General features: G+C 44.9%; 20 protein-coding genes. 8 read left to right on the top strand and 12 right to left on the bottom strand.

Annotated features, from left to right (window positions below; genetic code table 11):
* Positions 1-216: 216 nt before the first annotated feature.
* The gene (locus QS795_RS08715; protein WP_318626426.1) at positions 217-2250 is read right to left on the bottom strand and encodes a M13 family metallopeptidase; all 2034 of its coding nucleotides are present in this window, start codon (positions 2248-2250) and stop codon (positions 217-219) included.
* Positions 2251-2539: 289 nt separating this feature from the next.
* Between QS795_RS08715 and cysB the strand changes: the two genes are divergently transcribed.
* The 3 genes from cysB to QS795_RS08700 all read left to right on the top strand — a co-directional run bounded on the left by cysB (position 2540) and on the right by QS795_RS08700 (position 6933).
* On the top strand, positions 2540-3514 hold the full coding sequence (gene cysB, locus QS795_RS08710) for an HTH-type transcriptional regulator CysB (RefSeq protein WP_154603748.1): 975 nt from the start codon (positions 2540-2542) through the stop codon (positions 3512-3514).
* A 93-nt stretch (positions 3515-3607) separates the two neighbouring features.
* Entirely contained in the window at positions 3608-6280 is a 2673-nt protein-coding gene (gene acnA / locus QS795_RS08705; protein WP_286270691.1) for an aconitate hydratase AcnA, read from the top strand.
* Between the two features lie 203 nt (positions 6281-6483).
* On the top strand, positions 6484-6933 hold the full coding sequence (locus QS795_RS08700; protein ID WP_286270693.1) for a hypothetical protein: 450 nt from the start codon (positions 6484-6486) through the stop codon (positions 6931-6933).
* Between the two features lie 93 nt (positions 6934-7026).
* On the opposite strand, the gene hemB is transcribed toward QS795_RS08700, so the two are convergent.
* Entirely contained in the window at positions 7027-8004 is a 978-nt protein-coding gene (gene hemB, locus QS795_RS08695; protein WP_132495992.1) for a porphobilinogen synthase, read from the bottom strand.
* Positions 8005-8251: 247 nt separating this feature from the next.
* Entirely contained in the window at positions 8252-8848 is a 597-nt protein-coding gene (gene ribA / locus QS795_RS08690) for a GTP cyclohydrolase II (RefSeq protein WP_036956569.1), read from the bottom strand.
* 246 nt (positions 8849-9094) lie between these two features.
* On the opposite strand from ribA, the gene QS795_RS08685 reads away from it, so the two are divergent.
* The 5 genes from QS795_RS08685 (at position 9095) to yciH (ending at position 12562) form a co-directional block, all read left to right on the top strand.
* On the top strand, positions 9095-9805 hold the full coding sequence (locus tag QS795_RS08685; protein ID WP_318627166.1) for a phosphatase PAP2 family protein: 711 nt from the start codon (positions 9095-9097) through the stop codon (positions 9803-9805).
* A gap of 154 nt (positions 9806-9959) precedes the next feature.
* Positions 9960-10277: a LapA family protein gene (locus QS795_RS08680; protein WP_006659765.1), complete on the top strand. Its 318-nt coding sequence runs from the start codon at positions 9960-9962 to the stop codon at positions 10275-10277.
* Positions 10278-10283: 6 nt separating this feature from the next.
* The gene (gene lapB, locus QS795_RS08675) at positions 10284-11456 is read left to right on the top strand and encodes a lipopolysaccharide assembly protein LapB (RefSeq protein ID WP_154603752.1); all 1173 of its coding nucleotides are present in this window, start codon (positions 10284-10286) and stop codon (positions 11454-11456) included.
* 45 nt (positions 11457-11501) lie between these two features.
* Positions 11502-12239 carry an orotidine-5'-phosphate decarboxylase gene (gene pyrF, locus QS795_RS08670; protein ID WP_318627163.1) on the top strand — a complete coding sequence of 246 codons (738 nt, stop codon included), beginning with the start codon at positions 11502-11504 and terminating at the stop codon, positions 12237-12239.
* Complete coding sequence (gene yciH / locus QS795_RS08665) at positions 12236-12562, top strand: stress response translation initiation inhibitor YciH (RefSeq protein WP_154603753.1); 327 nt, start codon at positions 12236-12238, stop codon at positions 12560-12562. The genes pyrF and yciH overlap by 4 nt, the downstream gene beginning before the upstream one ends.
* Before the next feature lie 81 nt (positions 12563-12643).
* On the opposite strand, the gene osmB is transcribed toward yciH, so the two are convergent.
* The 9 genes from osmB to rsxA form a co-directional block, all read right to left on the bottom strand.
* The gene (gene osmB / locus QS795_RS08660; RefSeq protein ID WP_006659769.1) at positions 12644-12850 is read right to left on the bottom strand and encodes an osmotically-inducible lipoprotein OsmB; all 207 of its coding nucleotides are present in this window, start codon (positions 12848-12850) and stop codon (positions 12644-12646) included.
* A gap of 228 nt (positions 12851-13078) precedes the next feature.
* Positions 13079-15022 carry an exoribonuclease II gene (locus QS795_RS08655; protein ID WP_286270711.1) on the bottom strand — a complete coding sequence of 648 codons (1944 nt, stop codon included), beginning with the start codon at positions 15020-15022 and terminating at the stop codon, positions 13079-13081.
* A 121-nt stretch (positions 15023-15143) separates the two neighbouring features.
* Positions 15144-15785: an endonuclease III gene (gene nth, locus QS795_RS08650; protein WP_286270713.1), complete on the bottom strand. Its 642-nt coding sequence runs from the start codon at positions 15783-15785 to the stop codon at positions 15144-15146.
* Between the two features lie 19 nt (positions 15786-15804).
* Complete coding sequence (locus QS795_RS08645; protein ID WP_224057640.1) at positions 15805-16521, bottom strand: electron transport complex subunit E; 717 nt, start codon at positions 16519-16521, stop codon at positions 15805-15807.
* The gene (gene rsxG, locus QS795_RS08640) at positions 16521-17150 is read right to left on the bottom strand and encodes an electron transport complex subunit RsxG (RefSeq protein ID WP_036956566.1); all 630 of its coding nucleotides are present in this window, start codon (positions 17148-17150) and stop codon (positions 16521-16523) included. Before rsxG ends, QS795_RS08645 begins: the two co-directional genes overlap by 1 nt.
* A 9-nt stretch (positions 17151-17159) precedes the next feature.
* Positions 17160-18239 (bottom strand): electron transport complex subunit RsxD, encoded by a 1080-nt coding sequence (rsxD, locus tag QS795_RS08635; RefSeq protein ID WP_154603756.1) that lies wholly within the window; start codon positions 18237-18239, stop codon positions 17160-17162.
* An 11-nt stretch (positions 18240-18250) separates the two neighbouring features.
* Complete coding sequence (gene rsxC, locus QS795_RS08630) at positions 18251-20749, bottom strand: electron transport complex subunit RsxC (protein ID WP_318627162.1); 2499 nt, start codon at positions 20747-20749, stop codon at positions 18251-18253.
* Entirely contained in the window at positions 20742-21344 is a 603-nt protein-coding gene (gene rsxB / locus QS795_RS08625; RefSeq protein WP_154603758.1) for an electron transport complex subunit RsxB, read from the bottom strand. The genes rsxC and rsxB overlap by 8 nt, the downstream gene beginning before the upstream one ends.
* Positions 21344-21925, bottom strand: a complete 582-nt coding sequence (gene rsxA, locus QS795_RS08620) for an electron transport complex subunit RsxA (RefSeq protein WP_154603759.1) — start codon at positions 21923-21925, stop codon at positions 21344-21346. Before rsxA ends, rsxB begins: the two co-directional genes overlap by 1 nt.
* Positions 21926-21959 lie beyond the last annotated feature (34 nt).

Below are 21959 nucleotides of genomic sequence, written 5' to 3'. Positions count from 1 at the left end.
ATCACTCTTAATTTTGTGCGACGTAGATTAGCATAAACAAATTAAATGAAGTATAACGATTGAGTCGAATTTTTAACATAACCAGAAAAATCTATTATTGGCCGAGCTAAACTCCATCTTACAAAGTATTTTTAATCTTATTTAGGACGGGTCACTCTAAAAATAAAAGCCTCTTATCCAAGAGGCTTTTCAACATTATCTTACCGACTCAACCAATCACCAAATCTTAATTCGTTTCTCCGGTGCGAGGTATAGGGCATTATCCTTATCAACGCCGAAGGTAGTGTACCAATCATCGATATTACGGACAACACCATTAGCGCGGAACTGATTTGGACTGTGTGGATCGGTGAGGATCTTGTTGCGCTCAGATTCCTTATTCGACAACTCCTGCCAGGTTCTGGCCCAGGAAATAAAGAAACGCTGCAAGCCAGTCATACCATCAATAATCGGAGGCTCACCATTTGGGTAGTTCTCTTTAGCAAATTGCTTATAGGCGCTTAGTGCGATATTTAAACCGCCTAAATCCCCAATATTCTCGCCGAGGGTTAACTCGCCATTCACTTTCTGGCCATCAACGGCAAAGCCATTATATTGGTCCACCAACTTGGCCGTTTTCTCTTTAAAATGCTCTTTGGCGCTGTCGCTCCACCAATTGCGTAGTTGACCTGTACCATCATATAAGCTGCCTTGGTCATCAAAACCGTGGCCCATTTCATGACCGATTACTGCCCCGATGGCACCGTAGTTATAAGCAGGATCCACATTTGGGTCGAAGAATGGTGCTTGTAAAATAGCCGCAGGGAACACAATTTCATTTTGCACTGGATTGAAATACGCATTGATGGTTTGCGGTGTCATACCCCATTCCCATTTGCGGACAGGTTGACCAATTTTGCTCATGGCATCGTTGTATGACCACGCTTCCATTTGCTTATAGTTATCCATCAACGTATTTGGTTTCAAATTAACGCTACTAAAATCATTCCATTTATCAGGGTAGCCGACTTTAACCGTAAACTGCTCTAATTTTTTCAGCGCTTCTTGGCGGGTGGGTTCATCCATCCAATCATTATCTTTCAGGCGTGCATTAAAGGTACCGCGCACATAACTGACTAAATCTTGGATTTTTTCTTTAGATTGTGGATTGAAATATTTCTCTACATAAATCTGTCCGAGAGGCTCACCTTGCAGGGAATTGACCGTTTGAAGTGCACGTTCTTGACGAGTCCGCTGTTTTTCAACGCCATTGAGTTTTTTCGAATAAAAATCAAAGCGTGCATCAGATAAGGTTTTGTTCAGATAACTGGCATGGTCGTTCACGTACTGGAACGTTAGATAATCTTTCAAGACTGAAACCGGGGTTTTGGTAAAAATCTGCGCCGTTTTTTCTACCGCCGTATCATTCTCAACCACCACTTTCGCCAGTTGCTGATCCGTTAATTTCCAGTGCTGAATAAAACTATCCCACGCAAAACCATCGGTAAATTTCTTCATTTCAGCGAGGGTCATAGGGTGATAATTTTTGATGGTGTCACGGCGAGCTTCTGGGCTCCAATGTACTTCAGCAATGGATTTTTCAAGGTCGAAGAGCTGCTGCGCTTTTTTCTTAACGTCTTTTTCGCCGGCTAATTTCAAGATTGTCGCAATATACGCAATGTAGTTTTTGCGGATCTCTTTCATTTGCGGGGTATCGTCAAGGTAGTAATTACGATTAGGTAACCCCAGCCCACCTTGACCAAGATACAGAATATACGTATCTGGCGCCTTGGCGTCTAAATCTACCCAATAAGAGAGCACGGAAGTATAACCCGGCAGCGTCATCAGACGGCTAATATCATTATGATCTTTGGCTTTAGCAATGGCCGCTAAGTCGGATTTGATTGGCGTTAAACCCGCTTTTTCAATGCTGGCCTCATCTAAATAACTCAAATATAAGTTACGAATATTTTTCTGATTATGATCCAAGCTGCTCTCAGGGGCTTGCTTTAATTCATCGATAATCGATTGAGTTTGCTTTTCGGTACTTAAATACAAATCCACGAAAGAGTTAATTCGTGGCATGCCCGTTGGGATTTTCGCTTTATTAATCCAATCATGGTTAACGTACTGGTAAAAATCATTACCCGGTACGATGGTGTCAGATAACACGATTTTTTGCTGGCCGTAAGATAGCTCTTTTGCTAATAAGTGAGGCGCAAAGGATAGGGTTGATAAACCGACCATCAGGGCTAAAACTTTTATACGCATCTAGATAACCTCTCTGTAGTCTAAATAGGATGCTCACCGCAAAAATGGAAATAAAATTCGTATGCTAATTATTCAAGCATAGTTGAAGAAAAAAATAATCTGACTTTGCAATACCTTACTTGGGTGCCGTCTTTTTTTCACAGCAAGATGAAATAATATCATCATACTGTTTATTCTCATTAGTTTGATGTTATATTGGTTATATATAAATTAAACAATATTACTTTTTGTTATATGTAATGTTTTTTAGCTATAGCAGAAATGATTTCCTGTAAGAGGTGGAGCGAGTATGAAGTTACAGCAACTGCGATATATTGTTGAAGTGGTGAATCACGACCTGAATGTTTCATCGACAGCAGAAGGGTTATTTACTTCCCAACCGGGGATCAGTAAACAAGTCAGAATGTTGGAAGATGAGCTAGGTATTCAAATTTTTGCGCGTAGTGGTAAGCATTTGACGCATGTGACTCCAGCCGGTGAGGAAGTCGTACGTATTTCCCGTGAAGTACTCTCCAAAATTGAGGCCATCCGCTCTGTCGCCGGTGAGCATACCATTCCTGATCGCGGTAGTTTAAAAATCGCCACGACGCATACCCAAGCCCGTTATGCCTTACCACCGGTGATTAAAACCTTTATTGAACGTTATCCTCATGTTTCCTTGCATATGCAGCAAGGCTCGCCAACCCAAATCGCTGAAGAAGTTTGCAAAGGAAATAGTGATTTCGCTATCGCAACAGAAGCGCTCCATCTGTACAGCGACCTTATTATGTTGCCATGCTACCACTGGAACCGTTGTGTGATTGTCCCTAAAGGGCACCCTCTGACCGAGAAAAAGAATGTTACGATTGAAGATATTGCAGAATACCAAATTGTGACGTACACCCACGGGTTTACTGGGCGTTCAGAGCTGGATGTCGCATTTCAAAAAGTGGGCTTAGAACCCAAAATTATTTTCACTGCCACAGATGCGGATGTGATCAAGACCTATGTGAAGCTCGGTTTAGGGATTGGTATTATCGCCAGTATGGCGGTGGATCCTGAGGTGGATAAAGATCTCGTGGTTATCGATATGCGTGATAAGTTTAGTTACAGCACCACGAAAATCGGTTTTAAACGTACCAGTTTCCTACGCAGCTATATGTATGATTTTATTTGGCGTTTTGCCCCGCATCTCACGCGTGATGTGGTGGATAAAGCCATTGCCTTGCGTAACAACGAAGATATTGAAGAATTTTTCAAAGAAATTGAGCTTCCTATTCTTTAATTGGCACAAAATCTATAGAGGAAATGATTATGAGGACTATGATTAATAATACTGCGTAAAAAAATAAGGTGATAAAAACGCCAAGGAGGAGTTATGTCGTTGAGTTTAAAAACAAACAGTGCAGCAACACTGAATGTCGGTAACAAACAGTATAATTACTTCAGTCTTGCCCTTGCAGAGAAACAATTAGGCAGAGGGGCGAGACTTCCTAAATCCCTCAAAGTTCTACTCGAAAACCTACTGCGTCATATCGACGGTAAATCCGTCGTAGACGCCGATCTCCAAGCCATTATCGATTGGCAAAAAAACGCCCATGCAGATAGAGAAATTGCTTATCGTCCTGCGCGGGTGCTGATGCAAGACTTTACCGGTGTTCCCGCGGTTGTCGACCTCGCCGCTATGCGTGAAGCGGTTAAATCCCTTGGTGGCAACGTCAACCAAGTTAACCCATTATCTCCCGTTGACTTAGTCATTGACCACTCAGTGATGGTCGATGAGTTTGGTAATTCCCAAGCGTTTGATGATAACGTCGAAATTGAAATGAAGCGTAATCACGAACGCTACCTATTTTTACGTTGGGGACAAAAAGCGTTTAACCGCTTTAGGGTGGTACCGCCGGGAACGGGGATTTGCCACCAAGTTAACCTTGAATACCTCGGTAAAGCGATTTGGCATGAAGAGGTCGACGGAAAATTAGTTGCTTATCCCGATACTTTGGTTGGAACTGACTCTCACACCACCATGATCAACGGTTTGGGGGTATTAGGCTGGGGCGTTGGCGGAATTGAAGCAGAAGCCGCGATGCTGGGGCAACCTGTTTCCATGCTGATCCCCGATGTGGTGGGCTTCAAGCTAACCGGTAAATTAGCAGAAGGGATCACCGCGACAGACTTGGTATTAACCGTCACTCAGATGCTACGTAAGCATGGTGTGGTGGGTAAATTTGTTGAATTCTATGGGGATGGATTAGCCGACCTGCCATTAGCCGATCGCGCGACCATTGCCAATATGTCACCAGAATATGGGGCAACCTGCGGCTTCTTCCCTATAGATGAAATTACCCTTGCGTATATGAAACTGACAGGGCGTGAAGATGATGAAATCGCGCTGGTGGAAGCATATAGCAAACAACAAGGTTTATGGCGCCATCCAGGGGATGAACCGATTTTCACCAGTACCTTAGCACTGGATATGGGGACGGTAGAATCGAGCCTTGCGGGGCCTAAACGTCCACAAGACCGCGTTGAACTGAGCCAAGTTCCGAAAGCATTCCAAGGTGCTGTGGATTTAGAGCTGAATAAGCAAAACAAACATGCGCATCCTCGCGTGAATTTTCAAGGGCAGGAATTTGACCTTACCGATGGTGCGGTAGTGATCGCCGCTATCACATCCTGTACCAACACCTCTAACCCTAGCGTATTAATGGCGGCAGGCTTACTGGCGAAAAAAGCGATAGAAAAAGGGCTTTCTCGTCAGCCATGGGTTAAGTCTTCTCTCGCGCCGGGTTCGAAGGTCGTGACTGATTACCTCGCGCTAGCGGGATTAACCCCTTATCTTGATCAACTGGGCTTTAACCTTGTGGGGTATGGTTGTACGACCTGTATTGGTAACTCCGGTCCGTTACCTGCACCAATTGAAGAGGCGATTAAGCAATCTGATCTGACGGTTGGAGCTGTGCTTTCAGGTAACCGTAACTTCGAAGGGCGCATTCATCCGTTGGTAAAAACCAACTGGCTGGCATCACCGCCACTCGTCGTTGCCTATGCACTAGCGGGCAATATGCACGTTAATTTAAAAACCGACCCTTTAGGTGTGGATAAACAGGGGCAGCCTGTCTACTTGAAAGATATCTGGCCATCCAGCGCGGAAATTGCCAGCGCGGTTGAGAAAGTCAAAACCGATATGTTCCATAAGGAATATAACGCGGTTTTTGAAGGTGATGAAGCTTGGCGTGCGTTGGATGTTGAAAGCTCGTCAACCTACCATTGGCAAGGGGATTCAACCTATATTCGCCATCCACCATTCTTTGGAAACATGCCTGCGCAACCTAAGCCTGTCGCTGATATTCACGGGGCAAACATTCTCGCTATTCTCGGGGATTCGGTGACGACTGACCATATTTCTCCGGCGGGAAATATTAAGAAGGAAAGTCCAGCGGGGCGTTATCTCCAAGAACACGGTGTGGCGGTTGCGGATTTTAACTCTTACGGTTCTCGTCGTGGTAACCATGAAGTCATGATGCGTGGTACGTTTGCCAATATTCGTATTCGTAATGAAATGGTACCGGGCGTGGAAGGCGGATATACCTTACATATTCCAACAGGTAAACAGATGGCTATCTTTGATGCGGCGATGCTGTATCAGCAACAAAAACGCCCGTTAGCCATTATTGCAGGTAAAGAATATGGTTCAGGCTCTAGCCGCGACTGGGCAGCAAAAGGCACTAATTTATTGGGTGTTCGTGTGGTGATCGCTGAATCCTATGAACGTATTCACCGTTCTAACTTAATTGGTATGGGGGTGATTCCATTAGAATTTACAGGTGGCGAAACCCGCAAAACCCTTGGTTTAAAAGGTGATGAGTGTATTGATGTTGCCGGTTTGCAGTCTCTGACACCAAGTCAAAATATCACCGTCAAAATTACATATGGTGATGGTAAAGTGAAAGAGGTGAATACTCGTTGCCGCATCGATACGGCAACTGAAATGGAATATTACCGACACGGTGGGATCTTGCATTATGTGATCCGCCAAATGCTCAATTAATCTATGTTTATGGCGCCTGCAGAATTTTGAGTATATTCAAAGCTCTTGTGGGCGTTTTTTCTTTATTAACGCTTAATATTGTTATTTCTCAAGTTTTTTAGTCAGTTTCTCAGTTATTGTGATAGTCAGTATTCAGAAAAAGCTCAGTAGTTTGATGGAATGAAGTGACCGCATTTATCGAAAATAGCGTAAAGGAAATCAATATGGCAAATATCAATGAAACTGATTTTTTCAAGGGTGCATTATGGGCGGCGGACATTCTATTAAGCACTTCACATTGTGCGGGTGCGAATGACGAAGTTCGTGACATTTTAGAACATATTCCGAATCTCTATTCGGTTGTCATGAGAACCCCAGAAACCGAAGTCCATGATTTAAGATTATATGCAGATAAAGAGTTCCCATTAGGCTTGAATGCCGAGTACATCGCAATTTCTATTGCACCTCTAAAAGATTTCTTTGATATTTTGCCTGTCACTGATCACGAACTTGATTGTGAAGCCATGGATATCGAAACGTGGGGCGTCGTTGCTAACCTTGCAAATGGTAAAAAAGATCTTCTGATTGCAGGGCTACTGACCCCAGAAACAGCTCAAATGTATGCAGACCGTCTATCCGAGCAACTAGAATTTCAACAAAAAAAGGCGAGTTAACGCTCATGTCGTTGAATAAATAAGCGGAAATGAACAAAAACGCCAATACTGTATTTATATCCAGTATTGGCGTTTTGCTATCTTAAATAGAGATTACAGGATCTTATTTTCAGCTAATTGCAGGGCGAAATAAGTAAAGATTAAATCGGCTCCAGCGCGTTTAATGGCCCCTAAGCTTTCTAATGTGACGCGAGTTTCATCAATGGCGCCTGCTTGCGCGGCAAATTTGATCATGGCGTATTCACCACTGACTTGATAAGCCCCAATCGGTAATTGGGTGCATTCACGTAGGTCACGGATAATATCTAAATATGCACCCGCCGGTTTGACCATCAGCGCATCTGCGCCTTCTTGCATATCAATTAGTGATTCGTGCAACGCTTCACGGCGGTTCATTGGGTTCATTTGGTAAGTTTTACGGTCACCTTTTAAACATGAACCTGCTGCATCACGGAATGGGCCATACAGCGCGGAAGCGAACTTCGTGGAGTAAGACATAATCGCCGTATCGGTAAATCCGGCTTCATCAAGTGCATGGCGAATTGCGGCAACTTGCCCATCCATTGCAGCTGAAGGAGCGATAAAGTCAGCACCCGCACGTGCAGCAGCAACGGCTTGCAGACCTAAATTATGGATAGTTTGGTCGTTATCAACCACGTCACCGTGCATCACACCGCAATGACCGTGAGATGTGTATTCGCAGAAACAGGTATCTGACATCACAATCATTTCTGGGACGGTCTCTTTACAGATACGAGACATACGCGCTACCAGACCATTGTCTTGCCATGCATCGCTACCATTTTCATCTAAGTGATGAGACACACCGAAGGTCATGACCGACTTAATGCCCGCTTTTGCAATACGCTCAATTTCATAGGCTAAGCGTTTTTCTGGAATACGCACAACGCCTGGCATACTCGCAATCGGTGCGTAATCATCTAAGCCTTCTTCGACGAAAATAGGCAAACACAAGTCATTGATGGAGAGGTGGGTTTCTTGGAATAGGTCGCGGAATTGTTCACTTTTACGCAGTCTTCTCATGCGCTGGATGGAATGCAGGTTATTCACACTATCTCCTTGGTAGACGAAAAATAGACATTTCCCATTCGGATTATTATGTGGGAATGTTCAACTCTTATTTTTCGATGTATTTAATAATGAATGGGATTAAGTTGCGAACAGTATAAACCTTATAAAAAGAATGTGAATATATCACTCGTCAATTGTTATAGATTCGATTGTTATGATGAAAATGGGAATTAAGGCGAGAATAATAGGAAGAGCAAGGGATGCTCTTCCTGATTGAGAAGGGTAATTATTGGTGCTTAAATAACATATGACCCATTTTTTGTGCTTTCACATCTAAATAATGTTCATTGCTAGGATTTCGTCCAACAATTAACGGCACACGTTCAACAACGTTGATACCTGCTTCACGCATAATATCAATTTTTTTCGGGTTATTAGTCAGTAAGCGAACTTCATTAATGCCTAATAATTTATACATATCAGAACACAGGGTAAAATCACGTTCGTCGGCTTTAAACCCTAATTTTAGGTTAGCTTCAACGGTATCTAATCCTTGGTCTTGCAATGCATAAGCACGGATTTTGTTCAGTAACCCAATATTACGACCTTCTTGACGGTGATACAGCAGTACCCCTCGGCCTTCTTCACTAATTTGCTTGAGCGCAGCTTCTAATTGAAAACCACAGTCACAACGTAAACTAAATAATGCATCGCCGGTTAAGCATTCGGAATGAATACGACTGAGTACTGGCGTTGCGCCTGTAATATCACCAAAAATCAGTGCGACATGGTCACGACCTGTTGCGATTTCTTCAAAGCCTACCATTAGGAATTCACCGAAAGGGGTAGGTAGTTTGGCTTCGGCAATACGTTTTAGCTGCATATTTTCTTTCATTAGTTAAAGTAACTCTTGCTGAATTAAACACGTAAATCGATATGGTACTAAAGCTATATAGCCATCAAAACCATATAGTCACTAAAGTTAAATATATCGATGCTATATGACGTTTGCATATAGAGTCCGGCATTCTTTGCACACAGCCGACGCTATACTACTATAACAGAGATATTTGCAGGCCATGTAAAAATTGTTAATTAGGAAATAATTAAAACGTAAGGAATATTCTAGATGAGAAAGAGTGCCTACCTTATCGCAATAAGTGTCATTTTTTTGTTATTACCGCCGATAGTTATGATAGCCACAGGCTGGCAGTGGTCTCCTGAGCATCAGCCCTCGATGAAATGGTTACTTTGGCTGACGGATAGCGCAGGATTGCCCTATAGCTATGTGACGTTTGTATTTTTAACTCTTTTAACGTTAATCGTTTTTCATCATAAGCGGAATCAATGGCTGAAGTTGCTGGTGGTTATCACGTTATGTATCCTCGGTGCGCAAGGGGTGAAATCCTTCATGAAAAGCACCTTCCAAGAACCGCGTCCTTATGTGGTATGGCTGGAGAAAACGTATCAAATTTCCCATCAGGAGTTTTATGATTTAAAACGCGGGGAGCGAGCGGATTTAATTAAAAATACCGTGAAGTCGAACTCGCTGATCCCTAAATGGCAGCGTAAACATTGGCAGGCAGAAACGGGCTATTCTTTTCCATCTGGTCACATGTTCTTTGCGGCGGGATGGGCATTGCTGTTAATGGTGCTGTTTTGGCAACAACGTCAATATGCCTTGGGTCTCGTTATATTATGTTGGGCACAGGGGATCGGCTTAAGTCGGATGCTACTCGGAATGCATTGGCCAATTGATATTATTGCCTCCACGCTGATTAGTGGACTTTTCGCACTGTTAGGTTACTGGATATATCAATCTCGATTTTTAGAGAAATGAATTTAACGCTAATCGGATTATCATGATGAAAAAGGGCGGTCTTTAGAGCGAATACACTTGGTAGGCGAATAATTTACTTTGTCTGAATGCGCTGAAAATGCTACCTTATCAGAGATATGTTTTGGAACGATAAGAACTGATAACGGGAAAAAATGTGAAATATTTTCTGATTTTATTACTAGCGGTCGCCGTTTTTATTGTGTCGATTACGCTAGGTTCAAGCAATGATCAGGTTATTACATTTAACTACCTGATTGCAAAAGGGGATTTTTCTTTATCTTCCTTACTTGCAACCTTGTTTGGTGTCGGTTTTGTGCTGGGGTGGCTGGTGTGTGCGGTGTTCTATTTGCGTACCATTGTTAGCCTTAAAAATGCACGTCGTAAAATTAGACGTTTAGAATCACAATTGGGTGCTGGAGAGAAAACTATTTCTGACTCAACCGAATTAGTGACAGCTCAGAACAAGGAATAATCCTCAATGTTCGAGTTGCTTTTTCTGTTGCTACCTGTTGCCGCTGCCTACGGCTGGTACATGGGGCGCAGAAGTGCTCAGCAAGATAAGCAGCAGCATGCAAATCGCTTGTCCCGTGATTACGTGACAGGCGTGAACTTCCTATTATCTAATCAACAAGATAAAGCCGTTGATTTATTCCTCGAAATGCTCAAAACGGAAGACAGCTCCGCTTTTGAAGCTCACCTAACGCTAGGTAACTTATTCCGTTCTCGTGGCGAGGTTGAACGCGCGATTCGAATTCACCAGTCGCTGGTGGAAAGTGCGGCGCTCTCTTTTGAACAACGTTTATTAGCCACTCAACAACTTGGTCGTGATTATATGACCGCAGGTGTGTATGACCGCGCCGAAAACATGTTCCAGCAATTAACCGATGAAGTGGATTTTAAACAGAGTGCACTGCAATCTTTGTTATCGATTTATCAGTTAACCAGTGATTGGGGCAAAGCCATTGAAACGGCAACCAAGCTGGTGAAATTAGGCGCGGAAGAGCTACGGGAACAAATCGCCCATTTCTACTGTGAATTAGCGACTCAAGAATTGGCGAGTGATGATATCGACGAAGCCTTAAGCCTATTAAACAAAGGCGAGCAAGCGGATAAAAACTGCGCACGCGTTTCGATTATGAAAGGGCGTATTTTTATCGAGCAAGGCAATTATGATAAAGCGATTTCTGCCTTAGTACAGGTTTATCATCAAGATAGAGAACTGGTGTCTGAAACGCTGCCAATGCTGTATGAATGTTATCGACACACTGGGCTGGCGGAAGGCTGGGAAACCTATTTACGTCAATGTGTTGATGGAAATACAGGCGCCATTGCTGAGCTTTATCTCGCCGATATTATCGTTGAAAAGCAGAATCACGAAGCGGCTGCTAGCTATATCAATGACCAAATTCAGCGTCATCCAACCATGCGTTTATTCTACCGTTTGATGGATTACCATCTGGCGGAGGCAGAAGAAGGCCGAGCCAAAGAGAGCTTGATTTTGCTACGTAAAATGGTGGGTGAGCAAATTCGTACTAAGCCGGATTACCGTTGCCACAAATGTGGTTTTACCTCCCGTTCGCTCTATTGGCACTGTCCATCTTGTCGCTCTTGGGACACCATCAAGCCAATTCGCGGGCTGGATGGTCAGTGACAGTGTCACTTTTAATTTCTGACAATACTCAATAAAGGCTATGAAATGATCTCCTCAACTGAGAACCTCGTTCGCGTAAACACTGACTCGCCTATCATTGTGGCTCTAGACTATGAATCTGCGGATGCCGCACTCGCATTTGTTGATAGGATTGACCCGCGCGACTGCCGATTAAAAGTGGGCAAAGAAATGTTCACATTTAATGGTCCTCAATTTGTTAAGTCACTCCATGACCGTGGTTTTGATGTTTTTCTGGATCTTAAATTCCATGATATTCCAAATACGGTTGCTCGCGCTGTTTCTGCAGCGGCAGAAATGGGCGTTTGGATGGTCAACGTTCATGCTAGCGGTGGTGCACGAATGATGGAAGCGGCACGCCAAGCTCTTGAAAGCTACGGTAAAGACGCTCCTTTATTAACGGCTGTCACCGTATTAACCAGTATGGATGCCTCAGATTTAGCGGGTGTTGGTATTAACTTAACGCCGGCAGAGCATGCTGAACGTTTAGCGCTGTTAACTAAGCAGTGTGGTCTTGATGGTGTCGTGTGCTCAGCACACGAAGCAAAAGCGCTAAAAGCAGTATGCGGGCAAGAATTCAAGTTAGTGACTCCTGGTATTCGTCCTGTAGGCAGTGAAGTGGGTGACCAGCGTCGTATTATGACCCCACAACAAGCGATTGAAGCGGGTGTCGATTATATGGTAATTGGGCGTCCGATCACCCGTAGTGAAGACCCAGCGCTGACCTTACAACAAATTAACCAGTCCATTAAGGATATCGCATGAGTGACGCTAACAGCCGTCTAGTCTATAGCACAGATATTGGCCGCATTGAGGAAGAAAAACCGAAAGCCGAGCGCCCGAAAGGCGATGGTATCGTGCGTATTCGTCGTGAAACATCTGGTCGTAAAGGCAAGGGTGTCTGTGTTGTGACAGGCTTAGATCTGGATGATGCTGAACTGGCAAAACTGGCCGCTGAATTAAAGAAAAAATGTGGTTGCGGCGGTGCAGTAAAAGATGGTGATATCGAGATCCAAGGCGATAAGCGTGACTTGCTGAAGCAATTATTGGAAGCCAAAGGTTTTCAAGTTAAATTGGCCGGTGGTTGATTCGTAGTATTTAAGAAATAGCCATCCTAATAAAAATGGGGGAAATTATTCCCCCATTTGTCATTAAAGTGTGTGTTAAATTTACTTCTTCACTTGATGTCCAATAATCCCGCCGATAGCCGCGCCACCTACTGTGCCCAGTGCGCTTCCATCCGTTAATATTGCGCCTCCAACAGCACCGACAGTCGCTCCAATCGCTGTGTTTTTATTCTGTTTTGACATATTTGAACAAGCACTGAGACCCAGTGCCACCGTTGCGATAATGACAAAAGAGAGGATGCGTTTCATGATGTTTACTCCAACTTATTTTTTATAATGATAATTACGTATCAGCATATAGCCGAATTAAAATATCATGAAAAAAGAATAGGCGGATCGGAATAATCAGAAAGAAATGTCAAGAAACGTTAGATGTTTAACATTAAATGCTAACTCATTCATATTGAATGTATTTTGACCATATAAAAAAAGACCATCATTTGAGTGATAGTCTTTTTAATACGAAATGGAGAATGACTACGCGGCTGGGCGAGCCACGATATTACGGGTTTCCATACGCACTTCGGCGATATTAACATCAATAATATCGTTTAATTGATAGGCTTTTTCGCCTTTAATCAGCACGCTACCAGTCTCTTGGCTGCACTGAATTTCATCACGAACACTGTGCAGGAATGGGGCAGGAATAAAGGCAACGGCGCCATTATCCACTAAACGCACACGCACACCACCGCGAGTAATATCGATAATTTCCGCAGGGAACTTGGTGTCAGTACCTTCAAACGGTTTTAGGTAGCGGGAATATAGCCAATCACCCACATCACGCTCAGCCATACGGTTAGCACGGCGGCGTTCTGCCAGCTTAAGAGATAATTCTTCGCTTGGTTTTTCTGGCGTTGGAGCACCCGCAATAATCGATTTCAGCAAACGGTGGTTGACGATATCGGTGTATTTACGAATTGGCGATGTCCATGTGGCATACGCATCAAAACCTAAACCAAAGTGAGGGCCCGGATCCGCTTTGACTTCCGCAAAGGTTTGGAAGCGGCGAATACGGCTGTCTAAGAATTGAGTTGGCTGTGAATCCAAGAGGCGGCGTAATTGACGGAAACCTTCAAGGGTTAATAGCTCTTCGCCTTTTGCTTCGATGCCATTATCTTTCAAGGTCTGAACCACTTGTTCGATTTGCAGCGGTTCAAAGCCCATATGGACGTTAAATACACCGAAACCTAATTTGTTTTTCAGTACGTTAGCCGCACATAAGTTAGCGGTGATCATCGCTTCTTCAACAATGCGGTTTGCGGTACGACGGCTTTCTGAGACGATATTCACCACGTTGCCATTTTCGTCTAAAACAAAGCGGTAATCCGGTCTGTCTTTGAAGACTAAGGCATTATCATGGCGCCATTGTAAGCGCTTATCTGCCATCTCTTTTAATAGCAGGATTTGCTGAGTGTCGGCATCAGACTGTGGTTTCCAAGAACCCGTTTCTTCTAACCAATCAGAAACTTCGTCATAAACCAGTTTCGTTTTGGACTCGACCCACGCACTGAAGAATTCAATATTGCTATCAATTGAGCCGTCTCGCAGGATCTGCGTAACGCAAACCAGAGCAGGGCGACGAGCATTTGGACGCAGTGAACATAAATCATCAGACAGCTGGCGAGGCAACATTGGAATGTTGAAGCCTGGAAGGTAGTTAGTGAATGAACGGGCTAATGCCAGTTTATCCAACTCACTGCCTTCTTTGATATAACTGGTTGGGTCGGCAATCGCGATATACAGTTTCAGGTTGCCTTCAGTTGTTTTCTCGATATACAGCGCATCATCCATATCTTCAGTGCTTGCACTGTCGATGGTGACAAAGTGAAGGTCAGTTAAATCAATACGCTCTAAGCCTTCATCATCACGCTCACTTTCCACCATAGCAGGTTCAGCGCGATCTAATTGGTGACGGCGTAACGTTACCCACCACGGTGCGAAATGGTCATCACCGAAGGTAATATATTCCGTAATTTCTGCGTAGAAACCTTTGTCGCCTTTTAATGGATGGCGACGCATTTCTGCGACAACCCAGTCACCTTGCTTAAATTCATGAGTGATACCATTGAGTGGGCGACAAGAAATGGCATCTTTTAGCAGTGGATGATCGGGAATAACGAACAGGCGATTGTCGTTATCTTTCTTCTGAATTTTACCAACAAAACGGTTAAGGAATGGCTCGATAAGCTCTTCAGGCTCAGCAAATTCACGGTCTTTATCCGTATGAACAGCAGCAGAAATTCTATCCCCGTGCATCACTTTTTTCATTTGCGGAGGTGGAATGAAATAGCTTTTTTGTCCATCGACTTCTAAAAAGCCAAAGCCTTTTTCAGTGCTTTTCACCAGACCTTCGACGCGAGGTGTTTTGGCGTGCAACGTTTGTTTGAGTTGCGCTAATAATGGGTTGTCTTGAAACATACTTACCGTTTATTTGATGTTGAGTTTGGCTCTATTGTTGCGTAAGACAAAGTCTTAGAGCAAGAAAAAAATGCGAATGACTTTATAACTGTGTGGAAATTCGCATCTTGGGCTAAGTTGATTAATTTTCAGGGTAAATTTTATCTTTAAACTCGCAAAGATCTTCAATGATGCAAGATCCACAGCGTGGTTTGCGGGCGATACATGTATAACGACCATGGAGAATAAACCAGTGGTGGCAGTCGACTTTAAATTCAGCAGGAACCACTTTCAATAGTTTTTCTTCGACTTCCACAACATCTTTGCCGGGAGCAAACTTGGTGCGATTACACACGCGGAAGATATGGGTATCGACGGCAATGGTCGGCCAGCCAAAGGCGGTATTGAGTACAACGTTTGCCGTTTTACGCCCAACACCCGGCAAGGCTTCTAATTCCTCGCGGTTTTCAGGGACTTGGCTATGATGTTTTTCAATCAGAATCTGACAGGTTTTATAGACACTTTCGGCTTTAGTATTAAATAACCCAATGGTTTTAATATACTCTTTGATGCCATCAACGCCGAGGGCGACCATCTGCTCTGGCGTATTGGCGACCGGATAAAGTTTTGCCGTCGCTTTGTTGACGCTGACATCGGTGGCTTGTGCAGACAGCAGCACCGAAATTAGTAATTCAAAAGGGGAGCTAAATTCTAGCTCCGTTGTAGGATGAGGATTGTTATCGCGCAGGCGAGTGAGAATTTCGATTCGTTTAGTTTTATTCATTGCTCACAAAGCTTCAAATTTAAGAAATATGAGTGCCACAACCTTGTTCTTTTTGGTATTCACGAGCTGGTTGTTGACCTGATTTTAGCGCTGCGCGCTTTTTCATTTTTTCATCGATAAGGTATTTACCAGCTAGCATTAAGGCTAAGCCAATAAACGCGCCCGGTGGCAGCATAGCGAGTAAAAAAGGTGAGTCAAGGTGTAAGACTTCCACACGTAACGATTTTGCCCATGAACCTAACAGTAGATCCGCGCCATCGAACAAAGTGCCATTACCGAGAATTTCACGCATTGCACCCAGTACAAACAGTGCGGCTGTTGCTCCCAATCCCATCGCCAAACCATCGACGGCAGATAAAGGAACGGGGTTGCGAGAGGCATAAGCTTCAGCACGTCCAATGACGATACAGTTTGTGACAATCAGCGGAATAAAGATCCCCAGCGATTCATACAAACCAAACGCATAGGCGTTGATCAGCATTTGTACGGCACTTACAACAGAGGCAATAATCATCACGTAAATAGGAATACGGATTTCAGCAGGAACCCAGCGACGAAATGCGGATACCGCGACGTTAGTGCAAACGAGAACGAGGGTCGTTGCTAGCCCCAGACCTAATGCGTTAGTCGCTGTAGATGATACTGCTAATAATGGGCATAAACCCAGTAGTTGTACCAATGCAGAGTTATTTTTCCATAACCCTTGTGCAAATAATTCTTTAGTTTCGCTACTCATTATTCATCCCCACAAATTGGGTAATTCGCTAATTCTTCCGGTACCGTTTGGATAAATGCAGCGGTACGCTTTGTGGCATTGACGACCGCACGAGGCGTGATCGTGGCGCCTGTAAATTGGTCAAAATCACCACCATCTTTTTTCACAGCCCAATGAGGGTCTTGTGCAGATTCTAACTTTTTGCCTGTAAAATGGGTGATCCAATCGGAAATACGGGTTTCGATTTTATCCCCAAGCCCCGGTGTTTCATGGTGTTCAGTGACTCGTACACCCAAAACATTGCCTTTAAAATCCGCACCGACTAACAAGTGGATCGCACCGGAATACCCATCGGGAGCCGTGCTTTCTAAAGCCGCAGCAACAGGCTGACCATCCTTACGGGCAATATACAGATGTCGAGGGAGTTTATTTCCCAGTATAGCTTCATTGGTGACCAGATAGCACTCTTTGGCGAGCTCATTGTCATATAAGGATTCAGGTACCACTTGGTCGAGCAATTTTTTCTGCACAATGGCGGCTTGCTCGGCAATGATATCTTTCGTTAGCGTATATACAGCAGCGCTCAGTGCAGTTGTACCCGCCGCGAACAGAGCCAAGATTGTGCCATGACGGCGCATTGTATTTAACATGCTGGCTCCTTACTTATGCCCATACGCGCGAGGCTGCGTATAGTGGTCGATTAATGGTACAGTGATATTGGCAAGTAAGACAGCAAAGGCCACAGCATCAGGATACCCGCCATAAACGCGGATCACCCACACTAAGAAGCCGATTAACACACCAAAAATAATTCGTCCTTTTGGTGTTGTTGATGCAGTGACTGGGTCGGTTGCAATAAAGAATGCACCTAACATAGTCGCCCCTGACAATAATTGGATTAATGGCGGAGAATAGCGGCTATCGTCAATTAACCAGCTAACCACAGCGAGCAGGGCTAAGGTACCAATAAATGCTACGGGAATATGCCAGCTAATAATGCGACGACTTAACATAATTAATCCGCCTGCTAGATAGGCAAGGTTCACCCATTGCCAACCGATACCGGCTAAAGAACCTTGCAGGATTGGTTGCTGTAGTACATCGGAAATAGAATGAGTGAGTAAGCCCGTTTTAAAGCTATCTAACGGAGTCGCTTGGCTCATACCATCAATACCGGTACGTAATTGATCCAGAGTTATCCCTGTCGAGGTATGCCCGCTAAAGATCACCATCAAGCTATCAAAGCCAGAAATATGCAGCTGTTGCAATTCTTGAGGTGGCAACCAGTTAGTCATTTGCACTGGGAATGAAATCAGCAACACTACATAACCGACCATGGCAGGGTTAAATGGGTTCTGCCCCAAGCCGCCGTAGCATTGCTTAGCAATAATAATGGCAAATACAGTGCCCAATACAATCAGCCACCAAGGAGATAATGGGGGCAAACTTACGCCAAGTAATAATGCCGTCACAATTGCGGAATTATCTTTCAAAACAGGCAGCACAGGTTGCTGGCGTAAGCGGATGGAGATAGCTTCCGTTACTGCGGCCGTGGCCATCGCAATGGCGATTTGGTATAAGGTTCCAACACCAAAAAAATAGGTTTGCACTGCAATGCCGGGGATAGCGGCAAGCAGAACCCAAAACATGACCTGGCTGGTGCTTTGGTTATCATGAGTAAATGGGGCGCTAGCAATTTTTAAACGGCGTGCTTTGCTATCAAGCGGTCTAAATTTCATCTGTTTATCACTTACTCTGTAGTGGTTTGTTCATTTGACTGCGGTTCTGTAGATCGCTGGGCAGCGGCTTTCTTTGCCTTAACTCGGGCAATGGCAGCAGCAACGGCAGCTTTACGCGGATCAACTTCTTCAGCAGATTCAACCGGAGCTTCAACAACAGGCTCTGACGTCTGTTGCGCAGCCGCTTTCTTGGCTTTCGCACGGGCAATCGCCGCAGCGACGGCGGCTTTGCGCGGATCAACTTCTTCAGCGGTTTCAACTGACGCTTCTACAACAGGCTCTGAAGTCTGTTGCGCAGCGGCTTTCTTGGCTTTCGCACGGGCAATGGCAGCAGCAACGGCAGCTTTGCGCGGGTCAACTTCTTCAGCAGATTCAACCGGAGCTTCAACAACAGGCTCTGACGTCTGTTGCGCAGCCGCTTTCTTGGCTTTCGCACGGGCAATCGCCGCAGCAACGGCAGCTTTGCGCGGGTCAACTTCTTCAGCGGCTTCAACTGATGCTTCTACAACAGGCTCTGAAGCTTGTTGTGCAGCGGCTTTCTTCGCTTTCGCACGGGCAATCGCCGCAGTAACGGCAGCTTTACGCGGATCAACTTCTTCAGCGGCTTCAACTGGCGCTTCAACAGCAGGCTCTGAAGTCTGTTGTGCAGCCGCTTTCTTGGCTTTTGCGCGGGCAATCGCCGCAGCAACGGCAGCTTTGCGCGGGTCGACTTCCTCTGCGGATTCAACCGGAGTTTCAACATCAGGCTCTGACGTCTGTTGCGCAGCCGCTTTCTTGGCTTTTGCGCGGGCAATCGCCGCAGTAACGGCAGCTTTGCGCGGGTCATCTCCCTCTTCGCCGTCTGCAATTACTGGGGTGTCAGATTGGGTTTGCTCTGCAACTTTTTGCGCCTGTTTAGTACGAGCTTGGGCTTTACGCGCTTCTCTTGCTGCAATAACGGCACTATTATCCGGCAATTCGCCCGAAATAATTTTTATTGGTTCAGAGGTTGATGCTTTCTTCGCTTTAACACGAGCCAGCGCCGCATTAACCGCATCTTTATCCGCAGTATCCACTTGAACCGCTGCTTTTTTATGGCGTTCTTCACGGGCAAGTTTTTCGCGTTCCATTCGTTGCTGTTTGGCTTCAAAACGTAGTTTCGCCTCTGCAGAACGACGTTCTTCTTGATCTATCTCGCGAATTTCAGCTTTTTCTTGACGATAGTATTGCACCAACGGAATATTACTTGGGCAAACATAAGCGCAAGCGCCACACTCAATACAGTCGAAGAGGTTATGTTTTTGCGCTTTTTCGTGTTCGTTGCCTTTACTGAACCAATATAATTGCTGGGGCAGTAATCCCGCAGGGCAGGCATCAACACATAAACCGCAACGAATACAGGCTTCTTCGACGGGCTTTTCACCCATTTCTTCTTGGGTAGGAACCAATAAACAGTTACAGATTTTCACCACCGGCACATTCAGATCCGGCAGTGTAAAGCCCATCAATGGGCCTCCCATAATCACCATTTGCTCATTTTCCGGTTCAAAACCGGATTGTTGAAGCAGATGCTTAACTGGAGTGCCTAAACGCGCCCAGAAGTTACCAGGTTGTTTAATCGCTTCGCCCGTCACTGTCACGACACGCTCAATCAGTGGTTGACCATCAATCACCGCGCGTTTAATAGCAACGACGGTACCGACGTTCTGCATTAGCACGCCAATTTGGGAAGAACGTGCGCCAGAAGGGACTTCTTTTCCGGTTAAGATTTTTGTGAGCTGTTTTGCGCCACCCGATGGATATTTGGTTGGGATCACGCGCACAAAAATCTGCGAGTCTGTAGGCGTCAGTGCACGTTTTAATGCCTTAATAGCTTCGGGTTTATTATCTTCAATACCAATCAGCACTTGGTCTGGATTGAGTAAATGTTGTAAAACGCGGCAACCTTCAATGACCTCTTGGGAATGCTCTTGCATTAAGCGGTCATCTGCGGTGATGTAGGGCTCACACTCAGCAGCATTGATAATCAATGTTTTAATGGCGTCTTTACCGCCTGCTAGTTTAGAGGCCGTTGGGAAACCTGCGCCCCCTAAACCTGCGATCCCTGATTGCTCAATCTTATTGAGTAAATCGGCGCGTGAAAGTTGTTGGAAATTAGGCTCGGGCTGCAAAGGTGCCCAAGTATCTAAACCATCAGATTTAATTTTGACGCACAGTTCTTTCAACCCAGAAGGGTGAGCGGTAACCATCGGCTCAATGGCAACAATGGTTCCCGATGTTGAGGCGTGGACGGGGACTGTGCGCCCCGTACCTTTGGTGAGCGGCTGCCCTTTAAGTACAGTATCACCAACTTTAACAATCAGTTCACCTTCAGGCCCTAAATGCTGTTGCAGCGGAATAATCAATTCATCAGGGACGGAAGCGACTCGCATAGGCGTTTGGCTGGATTGCAATTTCATCTCTGGCGGGTGAATACCGCCATCGAAGTCCCAAACATTATCTTTTTTCAACCACTTAAATAAATTAAGCATGGGAACCCTCTTTAGCAGAAGAAAGAGGTGCATCCGTAATGTTTTTAACGGGGATGGTGTTTAAATCCCATTTCCAGTTAGCGGTTGTGGTTTTAACCGGTACCATTTCAATACAATCCGTAGGGCAAGGGGCTACACACAGGTCACAGCCTGTACACAAATCTTCAATCACGGTATGCATAGCGCGAGTGGCGCCCACAATGGCATCCACAGGGCAAGCTTGAATACATTTGGTGCAACCAATACAGTTTTCTTCATCGATGACCGCCACTTTACGAACGGGGTTTTGTGCCTCTTCATCACCATCAATAGGCTGAGGATCCACGTTCATCAATTCGGCTATTTTGAGCATTACTTGCTCGCCGCCAGGGGCGCATTTGTTAATCATCTCACCGTTATTGGCAACGGCTTCTGCGTAGGGGCGGCACCCCGGATAACTGCATTGACCACACTGGCTTTGCGGTAAAATCGCATCCAGTTTTTCAACAATCGGGTCTTCTTCAACTTTAAAACGTAATGAGGCATAGCCTAAGATCAGACCAAAAATCAGCCCGAAAACGGCTAATATGCCAATCGCAATCCACAAAGACATCATTAGAATTTCACCAAACCACTAAAGCCCATAAATGCAAGGGACATTAACCCTGCCGTGATCAGGCCAATTGACGAACCTTTAAAAGGCGCTGGGACATTTGCAACAGCCAAACGCTCGCGGATCGCAGCGAAAAGCACCATCACAAAAGAGAATCCGACGGCGGCGCTAAAGCCATAGACCGCAGATTGCAAGAAATTATGGGATTGATTGATGTTTAATAAAGCCACCCCAAGAACTGCGCAGTTAGTGGTGATCAGCGGTAAAAAGATCCCCAATAAGCGGTATAACGTTGGGCTGGTTTTTCTCACAACCATTTCGGTAAATTGCACAACGACAGCAATCACAAGGATAAAGCTCAGTGTGCGCAAATAGACTAAATCTAGAGGGATTAAGATCAACGTATCGATTAGCCACGAACAAATAGAGGCGAGGGTCATAACGAACGTTGTCGCAAACCCCATCCCAATGGCAGTTTCTAGTTTTTTTGATACGCCCATAAATGGGCATAATCCCAAGAATTTAACGAGGACAAAGTTGTTGACTAACACTGTCCCAATAAAAAGTAGAAGATAGTCGGTCATTTCATAGCCTGAAGAGAGAAAAAAGCCCAAAAAC

Origin of the sequence: Providencia zhijiangensis, assembly GCF_030315915.2 — a bacterium.
Lineage (GTDB): Bacteria > Pseudomonadota > Gammaproteobacteria > Enterobacterales > Enterobacteriaceae > Providencia > Providencia zhijiangensis.
Note: the sequence above shows the minus strand (reverse complement) of the source record. Positions and strands in the feature narration are given on the sequence as shown.

What these genes read in the sequence shown, in the direction of transcription:
- QS795_RS08715 (WP_318626426.1), bottom strand. Translation starts at nt 2,250, where the DNA reads ATGCGTATAAAAGTTTTAGCCCTGATGGTCGGTTTATCAACCCTATCC.
- cysB (WP_154603748.1), top strand. Translation starts at nt 2,540, where the DNA reads ATGAAGTTACAGCAACTGCGATATATTGTTGAAGTGGTGAATCACGAC.
- acnA (WP_286270691.1), top strand. Translation starts at nt 3,608, where the DNA reads ATGTCGTTGAGTTTAAAAACAAACAGTGCAGCAACACTGAATGTCGGT.
- QS795_RS08700 (WP_286270693.1), top strand. Translation starts at nt 6,484, where the DNA reads ATGGCAAATATCAATGAAACTGATTTTTTCAAGGGTGCATTATGGGCG.
- ribA (WP_036956569.1), bottom strand. Translation starts at nt 8,848, where the DNA reads ATGCAGCTAAAACGTATTGCCGAAGCCAAACTACCTACCCCTTTCGGT.
- QS795_RS08685 (WP_318627166.1), top strand. Translation starts at nt 9,095, where the DNA reads ATGAGAAAGAGTGCCTACCTTATCGCAATAAGTGTCATTTTTTTGTTA.
- lapB (WP_154603752.1), top strand. Translation starts at nt 10,284, where the DNA reads ATGTTCGAGTTGCTTTTTCTGTTGCTACCTGTTGCCGCTGCCTACGGC.
- pyrF (WP_318627163.1), top strand. Translation starts at nt 11,502, where the DNA reads ATGATCTCCTCAACTGAGAACCTCGTTCGCGTAAACACTGACTCGCCT.
- yciH (WP_154603753.1), top strand. Translation starts at nt 12,236, where the DNA reads ATGAGTGACGCTAACAGCCGTCTAGTCTATAGCACAGATATTGGCCGC.
- osmB (WP_006659769.1), bottom strand. Translation starts at nt 12,850, where the DNA reads ATGAAACGCATCCTCTCTTTTGTCATTATCGCAACGGTGGCACTGGGT.
- QS795_RS08655 (WP_286270711.1), bottom strand. Translation starts at nt 15,022, where the DNA reads ATGTTTCAAGACAACCCATTATTAGCGCAACTCAAACAAACGTTGCAC.
- nth (WP_286270713.1), bottom strand. Translation starts at nt 15,785, where the DNA reads ATGAATAAAACTAAACGAATCGAAATTCTCACTCGCCTGCGCGATAAC.
- QS795_RS08645 (WP_224057640.1), bottom strand. Translation starts at nt 16,521, where the DNA reads ATGAGTAGCGAAACTAAAGAATTATTTGCACAAGGGTTATGGAAAAAT.
- rsxG (WP_036956566.1), bottom strand. Translation starts at nt 17,150, where the DNA reads ATGTTAAATACAATGCGCCGTCATGGCACAATCTTGGCTCTGTTCGCG.
- rsxD (WP_154603756.1), bottom strand. Translation starts at nt 18,239, where the DNA reads ATGAAATTTAGACCGCTTGATAGCAAAGCACGCCGTTTAAAAATTGCT.
- rsxC (WP_318627162.1), bottom strand. Translation starts at nt 20,749, where the DNA reads ATGCTTAATTTATTTAAGTGGTTGAAAAAAGATAATGTTTGGGACTTC.
- rsxB (WP_154603758.1), bottom strand. Translation starts at nt 21,344, where the DNA reads ATGATGTCTTTGTGGATTGCGATTGGCATATTAGCCGTTTTCGGGCTG.
- rsxA (WP_154603759.1), bottom strand. Translation starts at nt 21,925, where the DNA reads ATGACCGACTATCTTCTACTTTTTATTGGGACAGTGTTAGTCAACAAC.